24 protein-coding genes are annotated in these 23,615 nt (G+C 43.2%); 1 reads left to right on the forward strand and 23 read right to left on the reverse strand.

The genetic code is table 11. The annotated features are described in order from the left end of the window. Positions 1-112: 112 nt before the first annotated feature. Complete coding sequence (locus tag ACSFC1_RS04630; protein WP_435564951.1) at positions 113-1,477, reverse strand: CehA/McbA family metallohydrolase; 1,365 nt, start codon at positions 1,475-1,477, stop codon at positions 113-115. An 821-nt stretch (positions 1,478-2,298) separates the two neighbouring features. Continuing rightward, the gene (locus ACSFC1_RS04635; RefSeq protein WP_435564952.1) at positions 2,299-2,967 is read right to left on the reverse strand and encodes an IspD/TarI family cytidylyltransferase; all 669 of its coding nucleotides are present in this window, start codon (positions 2,965-2,967) and stop codon (positions 2,299-2,301) included. A 44-nt stretch (positions 2,968-3,011) separates the two neighbouring features. On the opposite strand from ACSFC1_RS04635, the gene ACSFC1_RS04640 reads away from it, so the two are divergent. Further along, on the forward strand, positions 3,012-3,608 hold the full coding sequence (locus ACSFC1_RS04640) for a hypothetical protein (protein WP_435564953.1): 597 nt from the start codon (positions 3,012-3,014) through the stop codon (positions 3,606-3,608). Here ACSFC1_RS04640 and jag read toward each other — a convergent pair. From jag to hslV, 21 genes are all read right to left on the reverse strand, one after another. Further along, positions 3,555-4,235: an RNA-binding cell elongation regulator Jag/EloR gene (gene jag, locus ACSFC1_RS04645; RefSeq protein WP_435564954.1), complete on the reverse strand. Its 681-nt coding sequence runs from the start codon at positions 4,233-4,235 to the stop codon at positions 3,555-3,557. The two genes, ACSFC1_RS04640 and jag, sit on opposite strands and share 54 nt — an antisense overlap. Positions 4,236-4,241: 6 nt before the next feature. Next, complete coding sequence (yidC, locus tag ACSFC1_RS04650) at positions 4,242-5,579, reverse strand: membrane protein insertase YidC (protein ID WP_435565982.1); 1,338 nt, start codon at positions 5,577-5,579, stop codon at positions 4,242-4,244. Then, positions 5,570-5,809, reverse strand: coding sequence for a membrane protein insertion efficiency factor YidD (gene yidD, locus ACSFC1_RS04655; protein ID WP_435564955.1), 240 nt, complete (start codon positions 5,807-5,809; stop codon positions 5,570-5,572). The genes yidC and yidD overlap by 10 nt, the downstream gene beginning before the upstream one ends. After that, complete coding sequence (rnpA, locus tag ACSFC1_RS04660) at positions 5,806-6,177, reverse strand: ribonuclease P protein component (RefSeq protein ID WP_435564956.1); 372 nt, start codon at positions 6,175-6,177, stop codon at positions 5,806-5,808. Before rnpA ends, yidD begins: the two co-directional genes overlap by 4 nt. Beyond that, positions 6,159-6,293 (reverse strand): 50S ribosomal protein L34, encoded by a 135-nt coding sequence (gene rpmH, locus ACSFC1_RS04665; RefSeq protein ID WP_435564957.1) that lies wholly within the window; start codon positions 6,291-6,293, stop codon positions 6,159-6,161. Before rpmH ends, rnpA begins: the two co-directional genes overlap by 19 nt. 66 nt (positions 6,294-6,359) lie before the next feature. Then, positions 6,360-7,412, reverse strand: coding sequence for a DNA integrity scanning diadenylate cyclase DisA (gene disA / locus ACSFC1_RS04670; RefSeq protein ID WP_435564958.1), 1,053 nt, complete (start codon positions 7,410-7,412; stop codon positions 6,360-6,362). Position 7,413: 1 nt separating this feature from the next. Then, on the reverse strand, positions 7,414-8,730 hold the full coding sequence (gene radA / locus ACSFC1_RS04675; protein WP_435564959.1) for a DNA repair protein RadA: 1,317 nt from the start codon (positions 8,728-8,730) through the stop codon (positions 7,414-7,416). Beyond that, complete coding sequence (locus ACSFC1_RS04680; RefSeq protein WP_435564960.1) at positions 8,727-11,177, reverse strand: ATP-dependent Clp protease ATP-binding subunit; 2,451 nt, start codon at positions 11,175-11,177, stop codon at positions 8,727-8,729. Before ACSFC1_RS04680 ends, radA begins: the two co-directional genes overlap by 4 nt. A gap of 13 nt (positions 11,178-11,190) precedes the next feature. Continuing rightward, entirely contained in the window at positions 11,191-11,769 is a 579-nt protein-coding gene (locus tag ACSFC1_RS04685; RefSeq protein WP_435564961.1) for a lysostaphin resistance A-like protein, read from the reverse strand. 111 nt (positions 11,770-11,880) lie between these two features. Next, positions 11,881-12,147: a 30S ribosomal protein S20 gene (gene rpsT, locus ACSFC1_RS04690; protein WP_435564962.1), complete on the reverse strand. Its 267-nt coding sequence runs from the start codon at positions 12,145-12,147 to the stop codon at positions 11,881-11,883. 14 nt (positions 12,148-12,161) lie between these two features. Further along, positions 12,162-13,352, reverse strand: a complete 1,191-nt coding sequence (gene metK / locus ACSFC1_RS04695; RefSeq protein ID WP_435564963.1) for a methionine adenosyltransferase — start codon at positions 13,350-13,352, stop codon at positions 12,162-12,164. Then, the gene (locus tag ACSFC1_RS04700) at positions 13,349-13,690 is read right to left on the reverse strand and encodes a hypothetical protein (protein WP_435564964.1); all 342 of its coding nucleotides are present in this window, start codon (positions 13,688-13,690) and stop codon (positions 13,349-13,351) included. The genes metK and ACSFC1_RS04700 overlap by 4 nt, the downstream gene beginning before the upstream one ends. Before the next feature lie 5 nt (positions 13,691-13,695). Further along, on the reverse strand, positions 13,696-14,673 hold the full coding sequence (locus ACSFC1_RS04705; protein WP_435564965.1) for a M23 family metallopeptidase: 978 nt from the start codon (positions 14,671-14,673) through the stop codon (positions 13,696-13,698). Then, a complete protein-coding gene (hflX, locus tag ACSFC1_RS04710) occupies positions 14,670-15,938 on the reverse strand; it encodes a GTPase HflX (RefSeq protein ID WP_435564966.1) in 1,269 nt (422 codons plus the stop codon). The genes ACSFC1_RS04705 and hflX overlap by 4 nt, the downstream gene beginning before the upstream one ends. Further along, positions 15,931-16,203 (reverse strand): RNA chaperone Hfq, encoded by a 273-nt coding sequence (hfq, locus tag ACSFC1_RS04715; RefSeq protein WP_435564967.1) that lies wholly within the window; start codon positions 16,201-16,203, stop codon positions 15,931-15,933. The genes hflX and hfq overlap by 8 nt, the downstream gene beginning before the upstream one ends. 1 nt (position 16,204) lies before the next feature. Continuing rightward, positions 16,205-17,134 carry a tRNA (adenosine(37)-N6)-dimethylallyltransferase MiaA gene (gene miaA / locus ACSFC1_RS04720; RefSeq protein ID WP_435564968.1) on the reverse strand — a complete coding sequence of 310 codons (930 nt, stop codon included), beginning with the start codon at positions 17,132-17,134 and terminating at the stop codon, positions 16,205-16,207. Beyond that, positions 17,131-17,901, reverse strand: a complete 771-nt coding sequence (locus ACSFC1_RS04725) for a class I SAM-dependent methyltransferase (protein ID WP_435564969.1) — start codon at positions 17,899-17,901, stop codon at positions 17,131-17,133. Before ACSFC1_RS04725 ends, miaA begins: the two co-directional genes overlap by 4 nt. Before the next feature lie 261 nt (positions 17,902-18,162). Beyond that, positions 18,163-20,409, reverse strand: coding sequence for an ABC transporter permease subunit (locus tag ACSFC1_RS04730; protein ID WP_435564970.1), 2,247 nt, complete (start codon positions 20,407-20,409; stop codon positions 18,163-18,165). A gap of 10 nt (positions 20,410-20,419) precedes the next feature. Then, positions 20,420-21,664, reverse strand: a complete 1,245-nt coding sequence (locus ACSFC1_RS04735; RefSeq protein ID WP_435564971.1) for a carbohydrate ABC transporter permease — start codon at positions 21,662-21,664, stop codon at positions 20,420-20,422. Positions 21,665-21,677: 13 nt separating this feature from the next. Then, on the reverse strand, positions 21,678-23,063 hold the full coding sequence (gene hslU / locus ACSFC1_RS04740; RefSeq protein WP_435564972.1) for an ATP-dependent protease ATPase subunit HslU: 1,386 nt from the start codon (positions 23,061-23,063) through the stop codon (positions 21,678-21,680). 14 nt (positions 23,064-23,077) lie between these two features. After that, on the reverse strand, positions 23,078-23,608 hold the full coding sequence (gene hslV, locus ACSFC1_RS04745) for an ATP-dependent protease subunit HslV (RefSeq protein ID WP_435564973.1): 531 nt from the start codon (positions 23,606-23,608) through the stop codon (positions 23,078-23,080). Between the last annotated feature and the right edge of the window lie 7 nt (positions 23,609-23,615).

A 23,615-nucleotide genomic window follows, 5' to 3' on the forward strand; every position in this document is an offset into this window, starting at 1 on the left:
AAGGAAATTTGGGTTTGCAAGAATTTCTTCATTTAACCAAAATCGTAAGAATTCTCTCGATTGTGCCGTTAGTCATTTTACAAACTGGGCATCGTATTCTGATCATTGCGAATTAGTTAGATAGATAGATTGGGTTGGTGATCGCATAAACAGGATATGGTCCATACACTTCCACAATTATCCAAGAACCATCTTTTGGATTTATTTTTGTAGACGAAATACACTCTCTCTGGCCAGTTATATCGAGTTGCTGAATAATTCTGCCGGCTTGAATGACTACAACCTTTTCTAGAGCAATATTTGACAACACTTTCAGGCTCAAGACGAGGGATTCTTTACTCAGCGTATCTACAGTTTCCCCAGGTCCTTTACCATCCACTTGTGCAAGTACCAGTGGTCCATTTGTCATGAAACTCTTTCCTTCTACAAGCGCTTTCAAAACGGCAGAGGATGTTAGTTCTTCTAATCTCACGTAAGTGCGAGGTGTACCGGGATGTAATCCATATTTGACCCAGTTTCTCAGAAGGTTCTCGTTATTCTTTATGAAATCTTTCATTGCGGGTTCTGGAAACTCTTTCTGTAACAGTGAAAGAACTTTATCAGTTGGCAGGAAAGCAAGTAGTGAATAACCACTGTACACATCGTGACAGTCACTGTTAGCAGTTGCATGAATACGAGTGCCGTTGTTTAAGATCTCAAACCAAAAGAGTTTTGCTTCCTGATTGCCCATCCCGTTAAGATTCGGTGCAGAACCACCGTTCCAGATTTCTATGACGTTGAACCCTTTGATATCCCAGTCAACAAAATAGTCTTTCATGTCGAATGGGTGATTTATCTGGGACACTGCTGACTGTTTTGATATGTCACTAAAGATTCTTGCCAAGTCATCTTTGTCATCGACTTTCCAATCGACGATTCCACTGACTCCAATTGCATTAAAATGCCCAAGAGGCGTTGTCACTTCTTCCCCGAGTATGGGTAATAATCCGTATCTGGAAGCAATCATCCATTCTGTTTCGCCTTTGATAGTGTTGTGATCCGTTAATACAGCCCAAGATAGACCATTGGCTATACATGCTCGTGCAACTGTCTCAACATCTTGATTTCCATCACTGTAAATGGTGTGCAGATGGGCATCACCAGAGAACCAACCGATACTAGCAAGATCATAAAGCCTCTTGAGAGTGACATGGACCTCTTTTTTCTCGTCTTGAGATAGTTCGATTGAAAAACTCTTGATTTCGTATTCAGGTCCCTTGCTGATCTCAACGATGTATCTTCCTGCTGGCAGTTGTTGTTCAAACCTCCCAAACCAGTTTGTATAACTTGTCAAGAGAACGGCACTTTCTGGACTGAGAAACCTGAGCCGAGTCACGAGGGGTTGATCTCTCTCGTCGATCACTATTCCACTGATCACGGCTGCATAAAGAATAAAGCACCAAAGAAAGAGAAGCAAAGTAGTAAAAGCTTTCATCATCCGGTATCTACCTCCTTTTGTTTGAAATCTTACTTGTCGGGATTTAAGAATCTTTCTGACATATGTGAAAGGAAGTAGAAATTGTACTTATGAACGTGAGAATATGTGATCAACTTGTGAGTTTTTTCCAAAAGCAAGCTAATGCAAAACTTTGGCGGAGTTTTACAGTGTTTCGAAGACAAATGAAGCTTATGTTGCTCTCTACTCATGGCGAAGGCGATGATCAACTGCTGGAAGATGATCAGGATATCCCAAAGTGCGCTCAGTCTTGGCGTTGGAACTTTGCAAATCATATGTAAAAACAAGATGGCGGAGTTTGTATTCCGCCAATCTTCTTGCCATGAGCTGATTTTTTTCCATGTTGTTTGAGATGCAGTCTTCTGGTAGAACATCGATGAGGAATTTGCTGACTCTTTAGCGTGGGTAGAGAATTAGGAATATTAGAAGGTTGCACCATACTGATCTTTCAATTTCTTCCATTGTGCGGTGCCAAGATCTTTGAGACTGAAAACTCGATAGGATTTCTTATCATCGATCTCATGTTTCACATTCTGCGAACAACAGACAAATCTCTTTTAAAATGCCCCTTTTGGGCAGCTAAGTGCCTCGTTTGCTAACAGCTTAGACCTATACCAATTTATGGTGCGATCTGTCTCGACAAGCTTGTCTGGTTGTTTCCAATATATATTATACGATAGTGAAATAGATCACAAATTCACACAAGATTGTATACAACTGCAAAAGATGATCTTTTGAGTCAGAAAAGAACATTTTGTGCTGACGGAAGTTCAAGAGCGTTGAAATCTGCAGACCAACGGAGCTCATTCTTCCTTAAAAAATCGGCAGAGTAGGTGTGCAAGTTCAAGATCCTTCGATGTGGTGATTTTGAAACAATATGGATCACCTTCTACAATCTTGACTCTCTTTCCAAGAAGAAAGACCGGTTTGGTGCCATCGTCAGCTTGAAATTTTCTGAGCGCATCGTCGATGATCTCATAGTGGAAAGCTTGTGGTGTTTGAATTCTGTAGAGAGATTCTCTTGATGCATACGAGCTCAGAAATCCATCTTCACAATAACCGACGCTGTCTGTAACTGGTATTGCCGCTGTGGCAGCACCGAAGCCTTTTGCTTCCTTGATAACCGTTTCGAGCAGTCTCAAGCTTAAGAAGGGTCTTGCTGCATCGTGGAAAACGACTAATGAAGGCTTCAGGTTCCTGAGAAAATCGATTGCTATGAGTGAAGTTTCATGTCTTGTACTGCCTCCTGGCAGAACCCACTTCACCTTTTTGAAATCACCGACCATCTGTTCGGCAGTTGTTTTCCATTCCTGAGGTACCATCAAAAGGCATAGATCGACTAACTGTGATCTTTCAAAGGTCGTCAAGGAATACAACAGTATCGGACGGTCACAAATTTTGTGAAATTGTTTTGGTATAGTTGTATTAGTGCGAGTACTTTTGCCTGCAGCCATTAATATGCCTATTGTCATTCTTTCACCACCATATGTTAGAATACCAAAAGGGGGAGTGTTTTGTGGTAGATGCTAAGAAACTTGAGAGTATCATTTCGCAGATATCCGGTGTCACAGCTGCACGCGTTGTGCCTGATGGGGATAATTTGAGAGAGATACATGTGATAGCTGACTCTGCGAAGAACCCGAAGCAGATAGTTCGTGACGTGGAGACTGCGATACTTGCCTCGACCGGTTTGAGAATAGACAGAAAGATAATAAGCGTCGCTCAGATGACTGGAGAGGTACAGAGCAAACTCGCTTATGCTGTCAAATCACTCAGAACTGAAGACCTTGGTAAGAATCTTCGTGTGATCGTGAACATCGAACACGGCGACGAGGAGTTCGAAGGAGTCGCCGAAGGTCCAAAGACCAGTATTCAGAAACTCAAAACTGCAGCAAATGCAGTCATCAATGCACTCGATGAGTTCAGTGACAGCATCTATTCTGTTGATGATGTTCGCATAATAACACTCGCTGGCAAGGAATTTTTGCTCTGTCACATAACAAAGGTTGACGGCAACTTGGAAACCAGTTTGATCGGCAGTGCGGAGCTCAATAGAGATTCACTTTTGGCTGCCGCAAATGCCGCTCTTGAAGTCTTGGTCAGATTTCAGTAGATCTTTGCCATTTGGCGAATACTCGATAACAACCTTTCGGTACGGCTCGACGCCTATAGAATAACTTTTGACATTTGCGTACCTTTTTACAATCTCGTGTACTAAGCGCCTTTCAAAGGCGAACATCGGATCAAGAACTACCTTGGATTTCTGCTGCTTAGCGCGTTCGATCGCTTGTCTTACCATTTCCTCAAGCTTCTTGCTCCTTCTCTCTCTGTAAGCACCTGCATCGATTATCACTGACAACCTCGTGTTGCTCAGACGATTGAGGTAGATCATCGAGATATGCTGAAGCGCTGCAAGGGTCTTTCCGTGCTTACCGATCAATCTTCCGAGATCTGCACCTTTGAGTTCGACGAAGAATCTCTTGCCAAGGCACTGAATTTTGACGCTTATGTCTCCATAACTGCCGAGAATGTGATTCATAAACTCTTCGAGTTTGCGCTTGTAGAACTCACTGGTCAGTGTAATTTCGATCACGGCATCCTTAGCCATGATTCCAAAAAACCCCTTGGACCCCTTTTCAACGACAGAATATTGAAAATCCTCGTCCTTCAAGCCATGCTCCTGTTTAGCCTTTTCGATGGCTTGTGAAACAGTACTCGCGCTAATGAGAAACTTCTTCACCAAATCTCACCCCTTGGGTCTTAATCCAAGCAGTTCTCTGGTCGTTAAGCCTTTTATTTTGTAGCGTTTGTATATGTAGTAGGTTATCAGAAGCTGAATGACCGTGTTGAGGGTGTAGTACAAGAACAAACCACTCGGTAAACCGACAAACAGGAATGGAAAGATAACAGACATGAGTATGCCTTGCCAAGCGCTTCTCGAGTCTTGGCTTGTGATTAGAGTGTTGTAGTAGCTCGCTACTATTGTGATGATGATGAACAAAGCATTCGGACCAAAGCCACCGGCGGAAAGATCATTCCAGAAGAGAAACCTGCTGCCGAATGCAAATTCTTCCTGAAAGTATCTGATCACGGCGTACAGCAAGAAGAAGATTGGTAATTGTACGAGCAACATCAGACAGCCACTTGCTGGATTTACACCTTCTTCTTTGTACACTTTCATAAGTTCCTCTTGTTGCTTCGTGGGATCTTTGTATCTCTTTCTTATCTCTTCGATCTTCGGTTGAAGCTTTCTCATTCTGATCATCGATTTAGTCTGTGCATGGTAAAGTGGGTACAGTACAAACCTTATGATGATCGTGAAGATGATGATCGTCCAACCGAAATTCTTGGTCACTTCAAACAACCACCAGAAGAACCAAACGAGTGGATAGAAAACAGGATCATACCATGCGGAACTACCGCTTATGCCCTTGATCGTTGAAAGCAGTTGTGCATAATCGTCGCTGAAAAGCTTTTTCAGGAAAATTCTCTTGTAAGGAGCCATATGAACGGTTATCTTTCCGTAATTCTGAAGGTACAATTTGTTAGATACAAGCTTCCCTTCACCTGTTTTGGAGAGCGAGATTACCCTATTTTTTGGAGCAAAAGAAATGAAGTAATCTTTCATGATACGGTCGTTGTCTTCGTACCAAACCCTTGGAAGTGTTATCACAACAGGGTTAACAGACTGAATCTCGACTATGGTCACATATTCTGGAAGATTCTTGAATGTTATAGTTTTCTTCACGCCGTTTTCATACTCGTACACCAAGGATAGGTCTCCAGAGTACGTATTGGGTGCCACTGTCGTCCCCTTGAGCGAATAACCGACTACATTCAAAGGTGAGCCCTCCGGCGAGAACAGTTCCAGTCCGTCGCCATCGGCTTGAAAGACATGCATCTTTCTATCCATCATCAGATAAACGTTGATAAGATCACCTTTGTCGTTCAGTTCAAATTCACTGAAGCGCGTGGTGACCTTCAGCCCTTTTTCGAGGTTTGTCACCATGACCTCATTTTTGGAAAAAGCGAAAATCACAGAAGTGATGAGTATAACAAAGGTAAGAAGTTTTCTCAAGTCGATCTCCTCCTCAGTGTGAATTTTTCCGGCACAGGGTCGTCCCCACCGGGGTTAAGGGGGTTGCATCGAATAATTCTTCTCAATACAAGGTATCCACCCTTTAGAACTCCAAAGCGCTCTATTGCTTGCAGAGCATAAGTTGAACAAGTTGGAGTAAACCTGCACGAAGGTGGTTTCAATGGAGAGATATATCTTTGGTAAAAACGAATCAACGAGATCAAAACCTTTTTCATGCTTCGATCCTCTTCAATAAACTCAAAAGTTCACTTCCAATTGAATGATAAGACATCCTTCTAAAGATCTCCGACAGGGCTTTCCGTGGAAAGATCACAATATCATACCCTTTTGCTATATCGCTTTTCATGTGTCTATATGCTTCTTTAAGCCAGCGTCTAATCTTGTTCCTATCATGAGCCTTACCGAATTTTTTCCTCACGACCACCGCAATTCTATTGTAGGTCAGCCCATTTTTAACATACATAACGGTTAAGAGATCACTCTGAAAAACCTTTCCATCTCGGAAGACCCTGTCGAAGTCTCTTCTCAGCCGCAAACGTTCATGACGCGGGAGCGAAAGATCTGTCAGACTGCGATTCTCCATCTGCCTCTTGCACGTCTTCGAGCAAGAACCTTTCTGCCAGATGGCGTTCTTGATCTCACCAAGAAACCATGAGTCTTCTGCCTTTTTCTGCGATTTGGTTGATAGGTCCTCTTCATTTTCTGATCCTCCTTTTGTGTCTTTTCTCAGCCTTTGTCATTCTACCACAAGCACACGATTTGTGATCAACGAACTCTGTTCTTAATCATACCAATTGCCGAAAGAATTGCCAATGCCCTTTTTTCACCTATACCATCAACAGATTGAAGAGAATCTACAGTTGCCTCACTCAACGTCTTCAGATTCTTGAAAGCCTTGACAACCTTTGCGCAGACTGTCATAGGGATTTTGGCAGTGTATCTGAGAACTCTGTAACCACGAGAATAAGAGACAAATTCACCAGCTTGAGCTAAGTTCTGCACATCTATTCCAAGGGCTCGAATTATTCTGATCAAGCTGATTTCCTCATCTCCTTTAAGATCTTGTAGAATCCCGCGCGCCTGATCTATGTCTATGTCCTTCTGGGAATAATCCATTACAAGTAAGTAGGTTATATCGTATATGTCCTCCATGATCTCTTCGATCTGCATGTTCATCAATCTGCCTTCCTCACCAAGTTCGACCACATAAGGATATGTCTCCTCATAGGTCTTGATTATTGCAAAAGCCTTTTCAATTGCCCGAGCGACTTCGTAGATTGTAGGAGCAGAATGAAGTTCCTTAACCTCTATCTCAGAGATCAGCTTATCAAAGTTCGTCCTGTACCTTTCCAGAGTGTTCACAGCTTGTGAAACTCTGGAGATCAAAACACGTACATCGTTCATTACATACTTGTGTTCTCCATAGTAAAGAGAAATGACATTCCTCCTCTTGGATATGGCAACAACCATCTGACCAGTCTGCTTTGCAACTCTTTCTGCTGTTCGATGACGCATGCCTGTTTCAAAGGTGGGTATCAATGGATCAGGTACCAGATGAACATTTGCAAAGAGTATCTTCGATAGATCGTTCGAGACAACTATCGCACCGTCCATCTTGGCAAGTTCATACAATTTCTCTGCACTGAACGCACAGTCTATATCGAATCCACCTTGGATGAGATCTTCGTACTTCTGCGGATCGTCGACGAAAAAAAGCAAAGCACCAAGGTTTGCCGATATTATGTCGTCCAAAGCCTTTCTCAAAGACGTACCAGGAGAAAGAAGCGCTATCTTCTCGAGCAGTGCATCTGGTATCAAATCATTTCACCTCGAATATTCTACCAAGTTCTTTTACCGAGTCTATAACTTGAATGTTCTCTTCTTTGAATTCGCCCACTTTTGGTGCAATTATTTTCTCAATCCCTATTTTCCTCAGAGCCTCGATCCTCGATTTCATGCGGTGAACACGTCTCAATGAGCCATCTAAACTCACTTCTCCGATTAGAGCAGTCTTTCCAAGTCGTTTGTCCAACATCGATGAAAGAAGTGCCCCTACAACCGCAGCATCTATACCTGGGTCGGTTATCTTCAGCCCTCCCAAGATGTTGACGTAAATATCATGCGATTCTATGGGCAACTGCATATGCCTACCAATAACTGCGATGAGTAAAAGTAGTCTTGTCATGTCAAAACCATTACTCACACGCCTTGGAAGAGTACTCTTTGTTCTTGAAACAAGTGCTTGAACTTGCACAACAAAGGTTCGAGATCCTTCAACAGCACAGGCTAAGCAATTTCCCGGCAACTGATCTTGCGTTTCGTAGAAAGCGGGGTTGATCACTTGTTTTAGGCCGTTTTCAGCCATCTCGAAGACTGCAATTTCACCGGACGGACCAAAACGATTTTTCATCGTCCTCAGAATCCTCAGCTCGGTATTTCTCTCACCCTCAAAGTAGACGACTGTATCTACCAAGTGTTCGACTAACTTAGGCCCAGATATCTCGCCACTCTTTGTTATGTGGGCTATCAAAATGCTTGGAACTGATAGTTGCTTACATCTTTCAATGATCTTCTCGGCACAGGTGCGTATTTGTACTATACTACCAGGGTAGGTACCAACCTCTGGTGAGTACATCGTCTGTAGGGAATCGACCACAAGTAGAGAGTAATTATCATTCAAGATCTCAAGAACGTGTTCCAATTCATTATTAGAACAGATCATTATCTGATCAAGACCTTGACAGAGCAAACGTTGCGCCCTAAGGGCAATCTGGTCAGCAGATTCTTCTGCAGCTACATATAGAGTTTTGAGTTTGTTTCTTGAAAAGCTCTCGCAGATCTCTAAAGCCAAGGTACTTTTCCCGACACCGGGTTCACCGCCAAGCAGAATGACCTGCCCCGGTAGAACTCCTCCACCAAGGGCAGCATCGAGTTCAGTGAATCCTGTACTCAATCTATCGAATTTGGTAGTTTTCAGGGCTTCGTTCAAGGTGAGTACAGTTGGGCTTGTTTTACTTGAAAGTCCTACATTGAACTCAGTTGCGGTGTTCCATTCGCCGCACTGAGGACATTTTCCGAACCATTTTATGGATTCGTAACCACAGTTGCTACAGACGAAATAACTCTTTTCTTTCATCTTTTCAGTACACCTGTTCTGTGCTTTTTCTTCGAAAACTTCAGACCATTTTCGGTTGCTTTGCAGATCACAGTATCTGAAGGACCAAATTTGCCTCTGAGTATCTCTTCGGCAAGTGGGTCTTCGAGATATTGTTGAATAGCTCTTTTCAGAGGCCTTGCGCCGAAGATTGGGTCATACCCTTTTTCAATCAAGAAATCTTTTGCTTCTTTGGTGAGCCTGATAGATAGTCCTTTGCTCTGCAACCTCTCTTGAACGTCTGAGATGAGTATATCTATTATCTTTTCAACATGTTCACGTGTCAACGAATGGAACACGATTACCTCATCGATTCTGTTGAGAAACTCCGGCCTGAAGGTCTTTTTGACTTCTTCTAAGACCAAATTCTTCATCTCTTGATAGTCTTTCTGAGCATCTTCAGCAGATACAAAACCCATCGTTTTCTTGGATTTGTTTATCAAAGTACCTCCAATGTTGCTCGTCATAACAACTATCGTGTTCTTAAAATCAACTTCTCTTCCCTGTGAATCTGTTAATCTTCCATCATCCATTATCTGCAGAAGGATGTTGAAAACATCCGGATGTGCTTTTTCTATCTCGTCGAACAAAATGACTGAGAATGGTCTTCTCCTGACCTTTTCGGTCAAAGTACCTCCTTCTTCGTAACCAACATATCCTGGAGGAGCACCGATCAACCTTGAAACAGAGAATCTTTCCATGTATTCGCTCATGTCAAATCTGAGCAATGCCTTCTCATCACCAAAGAGGTGTGCGGCAAGAACCTTTGTGAGTTCGGTCTTTCCGACGCCTGTGGGTCCCAAGAACAGAAAGACTCCTATTGGACGTCTGGGGTCTTTCAATCCACTTCTCGCCCTTCTTATTGCTTTTGCTATTGCCTTTATGGCTTCTTCTTGTCCCACGATTCTCTGGTGCAGTGCTTTTTCCAAGCTCAATAGCTTCATGCTCTCGCTTTCTTCCAATTTCATCAAAGGTATTCCAGTCCAACCAGAGACGACTTCAGCTACTTGATCAACATCAACACTCACTATCGAAGATTCGACAGACTTGCGCCATTGTTCGTATCTATCTGTGTACTGCTGGCTCAGTGTTTTTTCTTTCTCCTTCAGCTCTGCAGCCTTCTCGTAGTCCTGATTCAACACCGCTAGTTCTTTGTTCGCTTTGATTTCCTCAAGCTGTTTTTTCAGCTGCTGTAACTCCGAAGGTATGACAAAACTCTTCAGTCTTGCCCTTGCCGCTGCTTCATCGATGACATCTATAGCCTTGTCTGGCAGAAAATGATCTGTTATGTACCTCTTTGACAGATAAACAGCAGCTTCAAGTGCACTGTCTGTGTATTTGACCCTATGGTGTGATTCATACTTGTATCTGAGGCCTCTGAGTATATCAAGAGTTTCTTCTGTAGTAGGCTCTTTGATGTATATTTTTTGGAACCTTCTTTCAAGTGCTGCATCCTTTTCGATGTACTTTCTGTATTCATCCGGTGTAGTGGCACCTATACACCTGAGTTCTCCGCGTGCGAGAGCCGGTTTCAGTATATTCGCTGCATCAACCGCCCCTTCAGCAGAACCAGCACCTACTATGGTGTGAACTTCATCGATGAAGAGGATTATATTTGGATCCTTTGTAACTACCTGTAATAGTTTCTTCATCCTCTTTTCGAATTCACCTCGGTACTTCGTGCCCGCAACAAGAGCTGCCACATCAAGTGAAAAGATTGTCTTGCGTTTCAAAGGTTCTGGTACCTCGCCAGCAACGATTCTCTGTGCCAATCCCTCTACAATAGCTGTTTTACCGATTCCTGGTTCACCAATCAACACAGGGTTATTCTTCTTTCTTCTTACGAGAACTTGCATCACTCTTTCGATTTCCTCTTCTCTTCCTATGACTGGATCCAACTGATTCTTCGTCGCGAGGGCTGTCAAATCTATTCCAAATCCTTCCAAGTGCCTTACGGAGGCGTTCTCAATAGTTCTGTCACCTTCAAACTCCACACTCTTTGGTGAGGAGTTTTCCACGATTATCCTTCTGACAGTACCTAAGTCGATTCCCATCTTTCTGAGCACGTGTACTGCTATTCCTTCTCCTTCTCTTATTATTCCGAGTAGAATGTGTTCTGGATGAATCTTATCGCTTCCTAAGTACTTCGCCTCTTCGTATGCAAGTTCTATAACTCTCTTGGCACGTGGTGTCATTTGAGGCGAGCTGGCAAAGCCTCGCATACCCATACCAACCATGGATATCACTTCATTCTTAGTGCGAGCATAGGTTATACCCATTTCGGCAAGCGCTTCTACAACTGGCAGATCTTGTTTTAATATTGCCAGGAGTATGTGTTCTGTGCCAACATAAGAATGACCCATTTCTTTCGCTTCATTCTGAGCTTCCACAAAAACCTGTGCTGATCTTTCGGAAAATCTATCGAACATCGTATCACCCCTTTCAAACAAAGAAGTTCACTAATAGAGCAATGGTGTTGTTGAGGCAGTGTATTATCATAGAAGGCACAATCGAACCGGAGACTTCTCTGACTGCACTCAGTACAAGCGACATCACAAAGATTTGGGGGAAAACCTCGAACGAATGAAACAATGAGAAAAAGAGTGCGCTGATCATTATCGTTGAATTCACGCTCAGCTTTCTGCGTACAATTCCTTGTGCGTATCCTCTGAAAGCCATTTCCTCAGAGATAGGTCCCAAAAAAGCCACGACAATCGCGGTTGCTGTGTCAATCTTCGTAAGTTGTGTTGTCTGTTGAACTGTTGGGAAGAGGAAACTGACAACTGCCACTAAGAGGTACACAAGGGGTAAGCAGAGAATACTTTTCAAAATCCATCTACGGTTGAATCTAAAAAGAGTTGCAAAGCTCTCACCAGTCTTCAAGGTGAAGTACAAACTCAGCGCGAACAGAGAGGCATACCAAGTTGCTACAAACCACATACTTGAGAAATAGTATGCCAATAAGGTACCTATCCAGAGCATCGTGATGAATATCAAGAATCGCAAGATCGACTTATTCACTTGGACATCTCCTCATTAAAATTCTATCACAATAACAAAACCCAGCACCTTTTCGCAGGCGCTGGAACAGATCAGAAAAAACTTTAAACCTTTTTACGAGAGCTTTTACAGTTAGGACCTTACAGTTTTCAGAAGGCGAGATTTTCTTCGTGCTGCCTGGTTTCTGTGAATGACTCCTTTAGTAGCTGCTTTGTCTATCGCAGATATTGCTGCTTTGAGCAGTTGATCTATGTTCTCTTTGGGCTCCTTTGTTTTGACAGCATCGAGTACCTTTCTAACAGCGTTTTTCATTCTCGTCTTACAAGCTTTGTTTCTCAGATTTCTCACGACAGCTTGCTCAGCCCTCTTCACCACTGATTTGCTGACCTTTTTTGCCATTCGACCTTCCTCCTTTACAAATTGAATGCCCGTTTCAATTCCGCGACGGCATCAAGTTTTTCCCAGGTGAACTCTGGTTCATTTCTACCGAAATGTCCGTATGCGGCTGTCTTCTTGTATATCGGTCTTCTCAGGTTGAGCTTGTTAATTATCGCAAGTGGTCTGAAATCAAAGACCTTCAGAATAACATCGCTTAGCTTTGCTTCATCGACTTTGGCAGTGCCAAAGGTTTCTATCATCAATGAGACTGGTCTTGCCTTACCTATCGCGTATGAAACCTGCAACATAAATTTATCTGCTAAACCAGCGGCAACGACATTCTTAGCAACATAGCGAGCCATGTAATGAGCAGATCTATCAACCTTTGTTGGATCTTTGCCACTAAAGGCGCCTCCACCGTGTGGAACCCAACCGCCATAAGTGTCTACAATGATCTTTCTACCAGTCAAACCTGTATCTGCTGAGGGTCCACCCAACACAAATCTGCCCGTGGGATTCACCAGCACTTTGACATTGTCATCCCAATATTGCTCGGGTACGGTCGGCTTTATAACGTACTGCAGTAGAGACTCTCGCAAATCATTGATTGTCACATCGGGATCATGCTGCGCTGATATCAAGATTGTGTCGACTCTTATTGGCTTCCCATTATCGTCGTATTCGACTGTAACTTGTGTCTTTCCATCGGGTCTGAGGAATGGGACCAACTTTTCCTTTCTAACCTTTGCCAGCCTCATTGCAAGCTTATGAGCGAGTACTATCGGGAGTGGCATGAATTCAGGAGTCTCGTTTGTCGCATAACCAAACATCATTCCCTGATCTCCTGCGCCGACTTTATCGTAATCATCTGAATCATTGTTCTTCTCTCGTGCCTCGAGAGCCTTATTGACTCCTAAAGCGATATCTGGAGATTGACTGTGTATCGATGTTAGAACGCCACAGGTTTCGCCGTCGAAACCGTATTTCGCTCTAGTGTATCCAACCTCAAGGATCGTCTTTCTAACGATGTCTTGGACATCAACGTAAGCCTCGGTCGTGACTTCACCTGCAACAACAGCGATGCCGGTTGTCACAAGCGTTTCAACGGCAACTCTCGCATCTGGATCTTGTTCGATGATCGCATCCAAAATCGCATCTGAGATTTGATCTGCCACCTTATCGGGGTGTCCCTCTGTAACACTCTCGCTTGTGAAGAGTTTTTTCATTTCTCCTCCTCCTTCTTCTGAACCATCTTCTCATATTCTTCTTTTGTAACGAACCTTCCACCTTCCAAACTGACTGTTCTGACCTTGTACGACCCTGTGAATGAAGCTAAAAGATGTATTTTATTTGGGCATTTTGAACCCACATAGATTTTATCTATTTTGTAGGGTGAAGAAGGATTGTCGTAGTCGTTTATGAAATCGTAGCCTATCCTCAGATGACTTCTAAAGTATTCGCCACAGCGATCACACTTCAGATAAACAACTAACAGATTGCCTTCTTTGTAAAATGGATTCGTCTGTAAGTCATGATCGGTCCTTTTTCTCTTGAAAAACCACATAATCCCTACCTTCTTTCAACTACGAATCTGATCACAAATTCGTCGTTCCACATATCGGTGCAGACGATCTTCACGTTCACCCTTGCAGGTAATCTCCCCAATTCTGGGAACTTATTCGTCTTAACGAGTGACGTTCCCCTGTCTGGATACAGTTTGTACCATGCGTTATAGCTGTAGCCATCTGAAATAGAATCATTTGAATAAACACTCCAGACATTGTTGAACTCCTCGATGGGTATCTCACCAAAGTTAATATCATACACAAGAATCTCGTTGAAATACATCTTCAATTCCTTCAAACCAATTACATTTTTGTTAAGCGCCGTCGCTACATTCAACATTATCTTTGGATAAGGATCTTTGAATGGATATGTTTTTCCCTCAACATATGTATATCTCTCTGAATCAATCACCAGAGATTTAACTGTAAAAGATGCTTCTCTTGGTCTGGGAATCTCAATGAAATTCGCTGGATCGTAACAGAAAGTTTCATCTGCATTCCGAATTTCGAAGTGACAATGAGGCTGGGCTGCTTCACCAGTTTGGCCCGAGTAACCCACCGCTTCACCAGCCTTGAAAAAGAACGTCTTAGCAGGGAAATTCACAACTATTCGCTTCTTGCCAAACTCCGAAATCACAGAATTGATCAAGCTATCGATCTTCGGTGAAAACTTGCTCAGGTGTGCATAAAGTGTTCTAGTAGTATCTTCGTGTTCGAGTACAACAACATTGCCGTATATGTCATCATCGTCGATTTCAACTCTGACCAACCAACCGTCGGCTGCAGCCAAAATAGGCACGCCACTTCTCATATTCGTTGACAGATCAATACCCATATGAAAGTGAGGTCCTCTGTTGCCACTACCTCTGAATTCACCAAAGCTTGATGTGATGAGGGCAGTACCGGCAACGGGCGAAATGAAATTCACAGCTTGAAGAATTACTGTCACAAGAAGCAAGAACAGTGCAAAGTACCTTTTCACGAACTCATCCCTCCTGTTATTTTTTTCAATCTGCGTAGGACACTAGGGCGTCCTTTGACGCGTACAGTAACCAGGTCGTTTTCATACACCTGTTCGAGTATGGTTATCCTCTCCTGTTCTTTTATCAACAACGGTAATTTTTCAACCTTTATTGCAAATAAATCTTCGCATTCATTTTTTTCGATCTCATCGCAAATACGTTTCAAAAACTCTTGTATCCCAGTTCCTTTTACAGCGCTCACAAAAAGCGCGTCCGGATAAGCATTACAGAGTGTTCTGAGCATTGCGGGAGCGAGAAGATCAATTTTGTTGAAAACCAGAATGCGTTTAATCTCTTGGGCACCGAGTTCCTCCAAGACTTTCAAAGAAGCGTTCAATTTGTCGTTGAAATTTTCATCGGATATATCTACCACCAAGACGATCAAGTCTGAAAAGAGTATCTCCTCGAGCGTAGACTTGAAGGCTTCTACCAATGTGTGAGGGATATTTCTGATGAAACCTACGGTATCTTTGAAAAGAGCTACTCTATTTGTCGGCAATTTCACTCTTCTTATAACTGGAGACAGGGTGCTAAACAGCTTGTCTGCCACGAAGATCTCGTCCTTACTCAGCGTTCTTATCAAACTCGATTTTCCGGCATTTGTGTAGCCCACCACCGAAATCATCGGAAGCTCGCTTTTGAATCTCAATTTTCTCTGTTGCTGCCTGTTTTCTTTCAACTGGTCTAATCTCTGCCTAAGGTTGTTAATTCGCTCCCTTATCTTACGCCTTTTCTCTTCTATCTCTTGCTCTCCTGGTCCGCGTGTTCCTATGCCTCCGCCGAGCCTTGAAAGTTCTTTCCCCCGTCCAATCAATCTGGGTAGTTCATACTGCAGTTTGGCAAGTTCCACCTGCAATTTCCCCTCTTCTGTGGTGGCGTGGCGAGCAAAGATTTCGAGTATCACTTGTGTTCTGTCTTTCACCTCGATGGTGAGCATCTTTCCAAGATTTTTGGCTTGCAACGGTGTTATCTCATCATCGATTGCCAGAAGATCAATTTGTGCAAACTCCACTAAGTCCTTGAGTTTCTCCACCTTACCATAGCCCAGATAGTAACGTTGATCTGGTACGTCTCTTCTCTGGTAGATGGTCTCTACAACTCTTATTCCAAGCGTCTCAAGAAGTTGTCGAAGCTCTTCAGCAGTTGTATAATCATCTCTTGCGCTAACAACGATCGCATTTTTGAGAGAAGTCACTGTATTCTGTGACACCTTTGCTTTAACCATTTTGCTCTTCTTTTTGTTCTTCTTTCTGTTCTTCTTTCTGTTCCGCTTTCATGAGAACAACAAAACTCGATGGCATGATCGTACTTATTGCGTGTTTGTAGATCAAGTTCTGCTGGTTTTCATTCTCAAGCAAGATTGTGTAGCTGTCAAAGGAACGAATAATACCTTTAGTCTGAAAACCATTTACGAGATATACCTTCACTTCTACCTTGTTCAACCTCAACGCGTTCAAAAATCTGTCTTGAAGATTGAACTTTTCAACCATTCTATAACCCCCCATCAGAATACAAACCGTGCTGTGTTTTTTCAAGCACGATTTGTGATATCTTTTCCAATATTTCCTCATCTTTGGAAAGATTGAAGATCAAAGCTTCTTTGTATCTCCTAAACCAAATCATCTGTCTTCTCGCAAAGTGCCTTGTATTTCTCTTTATTGCTTCGACCATCTCTTCGTAACCTAAACTCCCCTCCAGGTACCCTATTACCTCCTGATAGCCAATGGTCTTCATTGAATTCAATTCCTTTGTGTAACCCCTCTGCAGGAGTGACTTCACTTCTTCAATTAGTCCATTTCTTATCATCATATCGACTCTTGAGTTTATTCTATCATAAAGTTCAGTTCTGTCTCGCAGCAGAATCACTAAAGTGTACTTGTCAGCAGATTTAATCTGTTTTTGCATTTCTGAGAATTTTCTGCCACTTTTTATACAAACTTCAAGGGCTCTGATGGTTCTCTTCAAATCGTTCCGATGGATCTTTGATGCTGCTTGCGGATCGTATCTTTGTAGCATCTCTCGCAGAGCACCCGGATTTTCTTTCTCAATCTTCTGCAATTCTGAACGAAGTTTTTCATCTCTCGGAACACCTTCGAAGATCCCCTTAAGTAATGTATCTATGTATAACCCCGTTCCTCCAACGAAGATTGGAATCTTCCCTTGCTCTGTGATTGTCCTCACAACTTGGTTTGCGTCGTTCTTGAACTGATAGGCACTGTAGTATTCATCGGGATTTACTATGTCAATAAGGTGGTGCTTCACCAATTTCCTTTCTTCCACGGAAGGTTTTGCTGTCCCAATGTCCATGTATCTGTAGATCTGTCTTGAGTCGACTGATATGATCTCACCCTGAACCTTCTGGCACAACTGTATTGCCAGATCTGTTTTACCCACCGCAGTTGGACCAGCGATGATTATCATTTCTTCTCGATCACTCCGTAAAGCACTTGGCTCTTTTTACTGCCAAAGATCTTATCAACGAGTATGCGCTTGAAGAGAGTGTCTTTCGCATGAGCTTTCAGAACCACCTTTTTCTTTGCTACCTTGAGCATGAGTTCGACATCGTTCGCATCGAGCGTACCGTAGACTGCAAAAGGCCTAAGTGGGTTCATTGACGATGATTCAAAAACGGGGTTCTCAAACATAGGATCACAGTAGACCACGTCATACGATTCAGGATTAGAAGAATGGAGAAACTCTCTGAAATCAGCCCGAAAGAGCTCTATCTTCTTCATCGCATCGTTTATCCATCTTTCCTTTGCGCGGTAATTTCTCAGTCCGTCTCTCACAACAACAAAGATTTCAGCTGAGGCTTCTAGTCCAACAACCTTACCAGAACTGAGGAAGGCAGCCATCAAGATGGCTTCGGTGCCGAGTCCAAAGGTGGTGTCGAGAATGATCTCAGTGCCGGTCAGTTTGAGACAATCTATCAGATGGTCCTTTAAGCCCTTTTGTATGTTCTTCATCCTCACCTTTGCCATCGATGGGTGGAAGAAAAATTCTCCTTTGTCGTACTTGACGACAATTCTTTCTTTTTCAACAACATAGCAATATTCACCACAAGTTGCTGTTGAGAGATTCGGGTGGTCCTTTCTCGGCAAATATGGTAGATTCAATTCTTTGGCAAGTTCTAAGGCTCTCTGCACTTGTTTCTCATCTGGATCATGAGAGGTGGTTACGAATATCACTGCTGGTCAGTCGCTCCTTTTGGAGAAATTCTGCTTTTGCTGTACTCGAGTTCCTTCGCCTTTTCCACCAGTTGTTCATAGGTGGACTTCAACTCATGATTTTTCAGAAGGCATTGCCTATATCGTATGAAGGTGATCAAGAACGTAAAACACACGAAAGCCAGAACAAAGAAGGCAAAGAACCGGATGAATTGATGTTCTGATCTTCGATGAACTTTTAGGGATCTGATTCTTGCACCACGCATTGATTTTCACCCCAAATTATTTTAAACCCGTACGAGCCACTCCACGTATGAAGTACTTCTGAGTGAACAAAAAGAGCACGACAACTGGCAAGATTGAAAAAGTTGCCGCCGCCATCAATTGATTGTACACCGTTCCTACGTCGGTGCTGAAGGTCTGAAGTCCGACGGGCAATGTTCTGTATTTATCCTTGTTTGTGACGATCAGAACCCATAGAAAGGCGTTCCAGCTGCCAACGAATTTGAGCAATGCACTGGTGATTATAACAGGTTTTGAGAGTGGTACGACGATGGCCCAGAGAAACCTGAAGTGAGAACAACCGTCTATCCACGCTGCGTCTTTCAACTCCAGTGGAAGGGTTAAGAAATGTTGGCGCATCAAGAATATCGCAAAAACACTGACGATCCAGGGTATAATCAACGCATAATATGTGTCGATCCAGCCGAGTTTCGATATGGTTATGAAGTTCGGCACGAGCAGTACTTCACCTGGAATCATCATCGTTGCGAGGAACAAACCGAAGATGAGATTCTTCCCTGGAAAATTCATCATCGCGAACGCATAGGCTGCCATTGCGGCGAGAATGACTTCTAAGGCCGTGGTCACCGTGGAGACGAAGGCTGTGTTCAAATAATAAATGCCAAATGGCGCACTCTTCCATGACATGACATAGTTCTGAAAGATATTCGCGAATACTTCGCCGGCAGAGTAATCAACACGAACGGAGTACCTCTCGTCCTCCAAATACACTGGGTGAACGCCTTTGAGCTCTATCTCTATATTCTGATTTCGGTTCAATCTGATTCTGCTGACGAACTCTGGAGCCTCGATAATCCTCATCGCAGATTGAACTTGGTTATATATCTTTCTCAACTGGGTGACGATTTCGATGTTTTCATAGATCTGAATCACCATCTGCCAGAAGAGTTCTTGGTTTTCCACTATCTTTGAGAGACTCTCAAGTTTCTCCAGATTGATTTGAAGTGCTTGGTTCATAGAACCAAATTCGGTCATCTTTTGAATCATTTCGTCAAAGGATTGAAACTCCGAAATGCCTCTTAGCCCTATGCTTTTGATCGGCGTAGCGAGAGCTGAGAGCGGTTGTTTCAACTGCTGAAGATAGATTCTCAGGTTATCCACATTCAGACTTTGAAAGCTGCTGTACAGTTGCTCGTCTAATCTCTTGTCAACTTGTTCTGGGAAGGATTTTGTGGAATGCTTTATCTCCTCTTTCACGATTCTTGCAACCCTCTCAGGCAGGTTCATCTGTGAGAGCTGTTCTAAAAGCTCTTTGTTCTTCTCGGCTTCAGATAAGAAAGTGAAGACGATCTTGTTGGTGTCGGTGTTTCTCAACTGAACAGATTTGAAATAGTCTTTGACAAAGGTGTAGGTCTCGAGGACGTTAGCCACGTTTTTCAAAGGTTCTACGACTCTTGCCAGATAGAGTCTGATAACAGCGTTGTCTCTCAGTTCTTCTAAAAGAGAGTTTGAAGAAGCTTCTTCGATGCATTCATTGATCGCCTGACTTACCTTTTCGATCTCATCTTCTTGCAGCAGAGGATTGATTCCTTTCTTGAAAATCGTCACGTTAGAGGACGTCTCGTTCAGTTTTCTCTTCGCATTTGATATCATCAAAAGATATTTCTCTCTGTAGTTTTCATCGATTCTGTTGGTGTATCTTTCGAAGATATCAAGTTGATTCAAAAGGTTCATTGCTGTTTGCTCAAAGGCCGCGATGTAGTTTCTTCTATCCAGAAGTGCATTCATTCCTTGTTCGTAAAGCACGAAGAAGCCCGAGAAAAATTCTTCAGCACTCTTGGATGAATCTATTAAGGCGATAACATCTTTGTTCTGTGAGATAGTCTTGAGCCGATTTGCAAAACTCGCAAATTCTTCGCTACTAAGGCTCCCGGGTAAGTAACTGAACTGATCTGGCAAAGAGATCGTTATCGTTCCTCTGTAGACTGGATCACCGTCTATTTGAATTGAAAGCACGTTGCTCAACTGCTGGCTTTCTCTTAAAATCAGTGCTTCTCTCAAGGTCAAACCTTTCCAGTCGATTCCACCTGCTGAGCTTCTCGAAACCTTTACTTTCAGATTCCAGGACTTTGAGAAATTCTTCGAGCCCCATTGAGGTGGCCATGTTTCGACTTCACTTCTCGCTTTGAAGGAGGTCGAAACCATCCAAGCAAAGGGAAGGAGCATGAGTACTGCACCAGTGATAACAAGAATGTATATTATCAGTGAGAAAATGACTCTTTTCATATACCTCACCTCAGGAAGTGTACTCAACGGTCTTGCGACCAACCCAGAACTGCAAGGCTGTGATGATCAGTATGACCGCAAAGAGTACGTAAGCAGCCGCACACGCTATACCCATCCTCTGTTGAACGTAGAATCTGTCAAAAACGTAGTAGACCATGGTCATACCGCTGTTGTTGTAAGGACCTGGAAGTCCGCTGTATAAGACATATATCTCGGTGAAAACTTTGAAAGAACTTATCAACGAAACTACCAGTAAGAAAAAGGTTGTAGGTGTGAGCAATGGCCAGGTTATATAGATGAATTTGTGCCAGTTTGTAGCACCGTCAACCTCCGCTGCTTCGTAATAAGATTTGTCGATATTCTGAAGTCCTGCGAGCAAGATCACTGCATCGTAGCCAACCGTTTTCCATATGGACACGATGGCTATCGTCGGAATCGTCCAGCGTTCGTCTTTCAACCACAGTATCTTCCCGATCTTCAAGAAGGAAAGCAGATAGTTCAGCAAACCATAAGCATCGTCAAAGATCCAGCGCCAGACAAGGGATATTGCCACTGCTGAGGTGACAAATGGAATGAAATACGCTGTCCTAAAGAAAGCTCTAAGCTTTATGTTCGTATTCAAGAGCAAAGCTATTACCAAAGCGAGTGCAACGGTAGTTGGTACACTCAGAACAACGTAATAGAGAGTATTGTAAATTGCCTTGATGAAGAGATTTTTGTCGCGACTTTCAAGGAAAAAATTCACAACTGTGTACAATCTCTCGTCAAGAAGGATCCAAAGCACTGAAAGAAAAGCCGTGGTGAGAATCGTTCTGAATGGTTTGAAAGAACTCTGTAAGCCTTTGATGTGCAAAGAAATCATGATAAGCAATACAGATGTTGTAACTACAGAAAACAAAAGATTTCTTGCGAAAAGTGCACAGATCGCAGAGCACAGAAGGAGTAGAAAGGAGAGTTTGGGCTTCTTTGTTATATGGAAGATCGATATGGTTATTGCAAAACTCACGGTTACAACCACTACTGTCTGAAATAGAGAACTGAGGAAAGAGTGGGTTGGCGGGCTGTGAAATCGGAAGATTTCAGCGTAGTTTTCAAAACCTGCGAAGACCGGGTTTTTCATGTTTTTGAAATCCCATCGGAAAAAGCTCAAGACGAAAGAAAAACCCACAGGCCAGAATACAAAGGTACCAAGGATGAAAAAGGAAGGCAGCAAGAAGAGATATGCCAAGATAGCCTCTCTCACCTTCCTATTCATCCAGCAACACCTCTCACAGTATGTATGAACTCACATCTTCATCGGCGACAATTGTACCGAGCTTCTCTCTGACATACTTTGCGTCTATTATGACCTTGTTCTCAGGAAGCTCTGGTGCCTCGTAAGAAATGTCTTCCAAAACCTTCTCTACCACGGTGTATAACCTTCGGGCACCTATGTTCTCGAGTTTTTGATTCAAATCATATGCGATTCTTGCGATCTCTTCAACACCTTCACGCGAAAAAATCAGCTCAATTCCTTCGGTTGATAGGAGTGCTTGATATTGCTTTGTTATGGCATTTTCCGGCTCGGTTAATATCCTGATAAAGTCTTCACGAGTGAGCGAAGAAAGCTCCACTCTTATTGGAAAACGACCTTGCAACTCCGGTATCAAATCAGATGGTTTGCTCATGTGAAAGGCTCCAGAACCGATGAAGAGAATGTAATCGGTTTTCACTGGACCATATTTGGTCATTATCGTAGTACCTTCCACGATGGGAAGTAGATCTCTTTGAACACCTTGCCTTGAGACATCAGGGCCAGCACCTGAAGATTTCATTGCAATTTTGTCCAGCTCGTCTATGAAGATGATTCCCCGATTTTGTGCCCTTTCTATAGCTTCTTGAGTGGCTTTGTCCATGTCTATGAGCTTCTCCGCCTCAATCGGCAACAAAACCTTTCGAGCCTCTGCAATCGTCATTCGCTTTCTCTGACGAGACTTGGGCATCAGGCTACCAAGCATGCTACTCAAGTCAATTCCAAGATCTTCCAACTCTCCCTGGCCGAGCACTCCCATAAACGGCGAAGCCTCTTTTTCTATCTCGACTTCGATGAGTTCTTCTTCGAGTTCACCGTTTCTGAGTTTTTGTCGCATCTCTTCCCTTTTTTGTCTCAAAGTTTTTCTTTCATCTGGTGATGGTTGCTGTTGTTGCGCGCCACCAAAGATGCCCATTATACCTATGCTTTGGGGCTTTCGGGTTTCAGGAACGAGTGCGTCGAGTATTCTTTCCTCTACCATCTGCTCTGCCCTTTCCTTTACTTGCTCGATTCTCTCTCTTTTAACCATATTGACGCTGATCTCAACGAGATCTCTTATCATCGAGTCTACGTTCTTACCGACGTAGCCAACTTCTGTGAATCTCGTTGCTTCCACCTTGAGGAAAGGAGAACCAGATAGTTGTGCCAGTCTTCTTGCAATCTCTGTTTTACCGACTCCTGTTGGCCCTATCATCAGTATGTTCTTAGGGAGAACCTCTTTTTGCCAGTTTTCAGGCAATTTCTGCCTGCGAATCCTGTTTCTGATAGCTATTGCAACAGCTCTTTTCGCCTGATGCTGGCCGATTATGTACCTGTCCAATTCCTTGACGATCTCTTTCGGTGTCAGTTCATCGAAGTTCATGCCTCTTCACTCCCTCAAATTTCCTCAACTGTTATGTTCTTGTTGGTGTAAATGCATATCTCACTGGCTATTTCCATAGACTTTTCAACGATTGTTCTGGCGTCGAGGTTTGTGTTTCTCGCCAATGCACGGGCAGCAGCGATCGCATAAGGTGCACCAGAACCAATCGCCGCGACGTTGTCATCAGGTTGGATGACCTCTCCTGTTCCCGATATGATGAACACATTGTTTTTGTCTGCTACGAGCAACAGTGCTTCAAGCCTTCTAAGGACACGATCGGTTCTCCAATCTTTTGCAAGCTCAACAGCCGCCTTTGCCAGATTACCACCCCATTCCCTGAGCTTTGACTCAAATCTATCGAAAAGAGCCATGGCATCTGCAACGGAACCTGCAAAACCTGCCAAGACTTGTCCGTCTGCTATCTTTCGGATCTTTCTTGCACCGTGTTTCATAACGGTGCTACCATAGGTTACCTGCCCATCTCCTGCCATTACCGTCTTGCCGTCTTTAGAGACAACGAGTATTGTTGTGCTTCTCCAAATCATTATTTCA

Source organism: Pseudothermotoga sp. U03pept (assembly GCF_051235805.1).
In the GTDB taxonomy this organism is placed as follows: Bacteria; Thermotogota; Thermotogae; order Thermotogales; family DSM-5069; genus Pseudothermotoga_B.